Origin of the sequence: Spirillospora sp. NPDC048823 (genome assembly GCF_043198445.1) — a bacterium.
GTDB lineage: Bacteria > Actinomycetota > Actinomycetes > Streptosporangiales > Streptosporangiaceae > Spirillospora.
Window position 1 is genome coordinate 1 of record NZ_JBICUT010000037.1, and the last position, 5,680, is coordinate 5,680.

The 5,680-nt window shown below is 68.6% G+C and carries 5 protein-coding genes; all 5 read right to left on the reverse strand.

Annotated features, from left to right (window positions below; all coding sequences use genetic code 11):
- Positions 1-907: 907 nt before the first annotated feature.
- Complete coding sequence (locus ACGFK0_RS37510; RefSeq protein WP_392913512.1) at positions 908-1,309, reverse strand: hypothetical protein; 402 nt, start codon at positions 1,307-1,309, stop codon at positions 908-910.
- A complete protein-coding gene (locus tag ACGFK0_RS37515) occupies positions 1,306-2,088 on the reverse strand; it encodes an SDR family oxidoreductase (RefSeq protein ID WP_392913514.1) in 783 nt (260 codons plus the stop codon). Before ACGFK0_RS37515 ends, ACGFK0_RS37510 begins: the two co-directional genes overlap by 4 nt.
- 198 nt (positions 2,089-2,286) lie before the next feature.
- A complete protein-coding gene (locus tag ACGFK0_RS37520; protein ID WP_392913516.1) occupies positions 2,287-2,574 on the reverse strand; it encodes a hypothetical protein in 288 nt (95 codons plus the stop codon).
- A gap of 173 nt (positions 2,575-2,747) precedes the next feature.
- Positions 2,748-3,995: an NAD(P)/FAD-dependent oxidoreductase gene (locus ACGFK0_RS37525; RefSeq protein WP_392913518.1), complete on the reverse strand. Its 1,248-nt coding sequence runs from the start codon at positions 3,993-3,995 to the stop codon at positions 2,748-2,750.
- A 189-nt stretch (positions 3,996-4,184) separates the two neighbouring features.
- A partial coding sequence (locus tag ACGFK0_RS37530; protein WP_392913519.1) for an MFS transporter occupies positions 4,185-5,680 on the reverse strand: 1,496 nt, incomplete at its 5' end.

The following is a 5,680-nucleotide window of genomic DNA, read 5'->3' on the forward strand; positions in this document are numbered from 1 at the left end:
CGTGGACACACGCCCTCTCCCGCTCTAATCGGCGTTCCCCCAGGCCAGACCCCGGATTCGGCATCACGTGTGACCACCAACTGCGGAACCCGGGTGCAGCTCGCGGTGGGCAGGGACGGGCAGGTCGAGCAGAGCGGGCCGTCCGAGGTCCGGATGTTCACGACCTTTCGCCTGCCGCAACTGATGCAGGTCTCCAGGTTCACCGGGTCGCTGACCAGGCAGTTCGGACACAGCGGCCTGCCGTGGTCGTCTCGGGTGGCCGGCTCGCGGAAGGCTCCGCAGCCCGAGCACTCCTCGATGCGGGTGTGGGCGATGCAGGTGCGGCAGACCCGCTGGCCCTCCAGAGGCTTGTCTATGCGTACGACTCTGTGGCAGCGGGGGCAAGAGGGCCGGACGATCCCAGCGACACCAGCCGCGTGCAGCAGGTCGATCAACCGCAGGATTGCGCGGTGGGGTGCGAGGTGGCCGTCCCCCGTCAGCAGGGCGGGGTTGGATTCCAGGGCCCAGGCGAGTTTCTGCTGATAGGCGGGGCGGGCTGCCGATCGGTAGACCGCGTCGGCGACCACATCCCGCCCGGCTTGCGGATCCAGTTCGGCGATCAGAGCTTCGATCATCGCGATGGGGTCGCGTCCGTCAGTGTGAGGCGCCCCGGATCTTCCGGACAGCTCCCCAACCAGAGTTGGGGAAGCGGAAAGGAAGGGTCGTTGGCGCGACAGAGGCGGCATTTCACCCAGGAGCACAAGGACGAGATCGTCCGCATGGTCCGGGACGGCCCGCGCCCGATCGCCCACGTTGCGCGTGAGGTCGGGATCCACGACACCACCCTGGGCAACTGGGCGAAGGCCTACCGCAGAAGGCACGGCGACGCCTGCGGTAAGGATGTCTCTGTCAGCTTGACACTCCCCTCTCAGGCATCCGTTGGCAGCCGCGTGGTCAGGAACAGCAGCATCAACGTGATCGCGACCGCCGTGGACAGCGCGATCAGCAAGGGTGCGCGTTCCGCAGGCGTGAGGTGGTGTATGAGCCGGATGTGGATTCCCAGGTGCAGCACCGCGAACACGAGGTGGACGGCAAGGGCGCTGCGGGCCAGGCTCCGCCGGACGACTAGGGCGCTGCCCCCGAGAGCCACCGAGATGGCCAGACTCATCGCGCCGTAGTCCATCATCAGGTGGGCGTTGTACGGCATTCGCATGCCCACCCAGGGGATGGCGAAGAACGAGCGGGGGGCGAACAGGGCCCAGTAGCCGGCGCCGAACTGGGTCACGGCCAGGAAGGCGAGCCCCGCGCGAAGCAGCGTCCGTGCCGTCATGCTCGATGCTCCGCGGCCAGGGACTCGGCGAGGTAGTCCGCGAACCGGATCTTTCCGACGCGGCGCTCTGGAGCCAGGTGCCCGCCCTCGCGGTAGCCGCGGAAGGCGGCGCCGGGCATCGGGACCCGTATCACCCGCTTACGGCTGCCCTTGGCTCGCGCATAGGTGCGGCCCAGTTCAGCGGCGGTGTGGATCTCTGGTCCGCCGATGTCGGGTGCCCGCCCGACGCGGGGCGCTGCGCCCACAAGGCCGGTCAGGTGATCGGCCACGTCGCGGACGTCGATCGGCTGGAAGCTGACTCCGGCGGGCATCACGATCGTTGGCAGCCAACGCTGTATGGCGCACATCCAGACGATCAGGTCGTGGAACTGGGTCGTGCGCTGGATCGTGAAAGGCAGGCGCGACCGTTCCAGCAGGTGCTCACAGGCGAGCTTGGTCCGGTAGTAGGACAGGTTCACCCGATCGATGCCCACGATGGACACGTAGATCAGGTGTGGGCTCCCGGCGTGCAGAGCCGCCTGGATGAGTCGGCGGGTACCCTCCACGTCCGCGCGGCCGTTGCTGGTCGCGCAGTGGATGATCGTGTCGACCCCGGTGACCGCCGCCGCGAGTCCGTGACCGCCGAGCAGGTCACCGGTCACCCAGGCGTGCCCGAGATCTTGATGCGTCGGTGGCCTGCGGCTCAGTAGCCGTACATCATGGTCGGCGGAGACGAGCCGTGGCACGAGCGCGCGGCCGAGCCGGCCGGTGGCGCCCGTTACGAGGACCGGTTTCGTCACGGGTGGCACTCCCAAGGAAAGCGGCGCGGCTCATGAACATGGGCCGGGCCTAGTGTGGACGGTGGTTGTTGTCGGACCGCGTGCTCAAGGCCGTTCTGCGCAGGTGCCGCGTGCCTCGCTACTCAGCCAGGCTCGAGGCCGCGCAGCACGGCGCCGAGCGCGTAGGTCCAGGCAACCTTGATCATCTCGCGAGCTCGGCTATGGACGTGGGGGCGCGGCGATGCCGACTTCGACCTCGAGCACACCGCAGAGGCGCGACAACGAGTTGCTGACCCGGCGGAGCTGGGCATCATCGACGAATTTCGCTTGCACATCCATGCACAGGCGCGAATCTTGCGAGCTGGCCGCCGCCACGTTCAGTCGTTCGACCGCGACCGACTGACGAACCAGAATCTGCACGGCACGCGCCACATCCGTGAGGTCGTCCCCGAAGCGCACGGAGATGGCCCGCCGCCGGTCGTCGAATGTCTGGGCAGTGAGCTGCATGAGGCGTCATCCTCCGTGGTCTCGTCGGCAGAACAGCTATTGGACGAGCGATCTTCTCCGACCAACGTTTCCAGGAATCCTTGGGCTCGCGAGGGAGATGCCCGTCGGCTGCCCGGCAGCGCAGGAAAAGGTGCCCGCCCTCGACCTTTCGCGCCCGTGGTCTCAGCTCGGTGTCAACTGGTGCGCAACGGGTGGAAGGGGACCAGTTCCGGTCGCGGATCGCCGGTCATGGCGTGTGCCAGTGCGCGGCCGGTGACGGCGCCCAGGGTGATGCCCCACATGCCGTGCCCGCCCGCCACCCACACGCGGCCGGACGAGGTGGGGCCGATGAGCGGCAGACCGTCCGCGGTGCAGGGACGGCTGCCGACCCAGGTGTCGGTGCGCCCGTCCAGGTCCACATCGGACAGGTAGGGGCGTACCGATTCGGCTATGGTGCGCACCCGGCGTTCGTCGAGGGGGGCCTCGGGCGGACAGAACTCCATCATCCCGGCGATACGCAGCCGATCCCCCAGCGGTGTGCAGGCGACTCGCAGCGCCGGCAGGTACAGCGGTCCTGCCGGCAATGCCTTCGCCCGCGCGCTGAAGCTGTAGCCACGTCCCGCCTGTACCCGGGTCCGGACACCGAACTTGCGCGTCAGCTGCCCGAGCCAGGTGCCAGTGGCGACGACGACCGCGTCGAAGCGCAGCCGGTCCCCGGTGGCGGTCAGCACGCTGACATCCTCGGCGCCGGCATCGATGTCCACCGCGGTGACCGATTCCCTCACCTGGCCACCTCGGGCACACACGTCGGAGGCGAGCCCGGCGAGGAGCCGCCCGGGGTCGATGAACCGCTGGTCCTCGATCCGCAGGACAGCGCCCACCGCGTCCGTCAGAGTGGGCACCAGCTCGCGCGCCTCAAGCGGCGTGAGAGTGCTGTGCCGCACCTGGACGCCGAGTTCCCGCACGTGAGCCAGCTCCACGAGCAAGCCTGAAAGCTGCTCGGACCTGTCCGCGCAGGCGAAGATGGAGCTGCGGTGCACTGCGCCGTCCGCCCATCGACGAGACGCGAGCGCATCGAACGCATCGGCTTCACCACGGCTCAGGTCGGCCAGCGCTCGCATGCCGACCTGCCACCTCCGCATGGTGCTGTTCCGCATGAAGCGTCCCAGGAACGCCAGAAGACCGAGGTCGAACTGCGGAGGGAGATACACCGGCGATGAGCGCCTGACCACGGCGGACAGTCCGTAGCGCAGGATTGCGGGGTCGGGCAGGGGCGCCACCAGCGCGGGGGTGACCCATCCGGCGTTCCCCCACGATGCCCCGGCGGCGACGCCCTTGCGGTCGATGACCGTGACCTGGACGCCGCGATCCTGAAGGTGCCATGCCGTCGCCAGACCGAGCATGCCTGCCCCCACGACCCCCACGCGCTCCGGTCTGCGCATAATCGCCGGCTCCTTCACCTGTGCTTGTCGTCATGTGCTCTACGGGGTTGTCATGCTCTACGGCGCTGGACGGCGCGGACACCGGCCTCCCGCTCCGCACGGGGCGGGATGGCCGGGGCGCGCAACCGCGTACTCGTCCTTGAGGCCGGACGTCGCTGGATGTCGATGTGTTCCAGTGGCGGACCCATGTCATGTCTTCACGGGGCTCCTGCCTCGGGACCGCGTGACGTTCTCTCGTACGTACGGCAGAGCCAGCGAGAGCACCAGACCTGCGAGGGTCAGGCAGGCGGCGATGGCGAAGCTGATCGTGAAGCCCGATCCGAGCGGCATGCCCGTGGCGTGGGACGTTCTCTCGGCCAGAACGCTGACGCCGATCTGGGCGCCCAGGCTTCCGCCGATGCTCCGCGCGGTCAGGGGCAACCCCGCGGCGAAGCCGACGTCCTTGTCCGCGACGGAGGAGGTGACCAGGTTGATCAGGGCGGTCAGGGCGAGGTAGATCCCGATCCCGGACAGGGAGACCGAGAGGATGATGTGCCACTTCTGCGTGTGCAGGAACACGAGGCTGAACGCACCGAGGGTGAGGACGAGCATCCCCAGGCGGACGGTGGCGCGGGAACCGATCCAGCGATCCAGGTAGCCGGTGAGCGGGCCGACCACGGCTCCGGCCACGCCGAGCGGCAGGAGCAACATGCCCACTTGCGTGGTGTCCGCTCCGAACCCGATGCCGTTCAGGGGCGGCAGGGCGGCGAGGAGCGGGACCAGGGTCAGGCTCCCGAACATCCCGAACCCGATGGTGAAGCTGATGACGCCGGTCAGCCAGACGCTTCTCTGCCGCAGCAGGCCGATTGCGATCAGCGGCTCACGCGAGCGGGCCTCGACGACCACCCAGGCGAACAGCAGCACCAGCGCGCCGCCGTACATGGCCAAGGTCCTGCCCGACAGCCAGCCCCAGGTGGGTGACTGCATCACTGCGAGCAGGAGCAGGGTCAGGACCATCGTCACCCCCACCGCCCCGAACCAGTCGACGCGCTGGCGCGTGCCCTTCGACACAGCCGGAAGGCACACCCATGCGACGAGAGTCGATACGACGATCACGATGAGGGGGAGGAGGAAGAGCCACCGGTACGACAGGCGGTCCAGGACGAAGCCGGGAAGGACGAAGCCGAGGGCGTTGCCGATCGCGCTCCCGCCGACGAAGACCCCGATGGCCATGGTGACGCGCGTGGGAGGGAACATGCCGCGCAGGATCGCCACCGACAGCGGCGCCATCCCCATCCCGATGCCCTGCAAGGCCTGCCCGGCCGCGAGCATCTGTATCGAGGTGGCGGCGGCGGCCAATGCGATGCCCGCGACCATGATCCCGAGCACGGCCAGCAGGACGGGACGGGCTCCGTAGACGTCCCCGAGACGCCCGGCGAGCGTGGTCGAAACGGCGGCGCAGACCAGCATGGCCGTGAACACCCAGGCGATGGAAGTGTTCGTGGTGTGGAGCTGCTCCTGGATCACCGGGAGAGCCGGGGCCAGCGAGACCTCCAGGGCCGTGTAGGAGAAGAAGATGATGGCGAGGGCGGCGAGTCCGATCCAGCTCCGGTAAGCATTCAGCTCGGGTGCTTTGAGGCATGGCGAATTAGCGTTGCGTGACCGCAACGCTGGATGGGGCGTGCTCAGGCCGGGGCCGGGTCGGG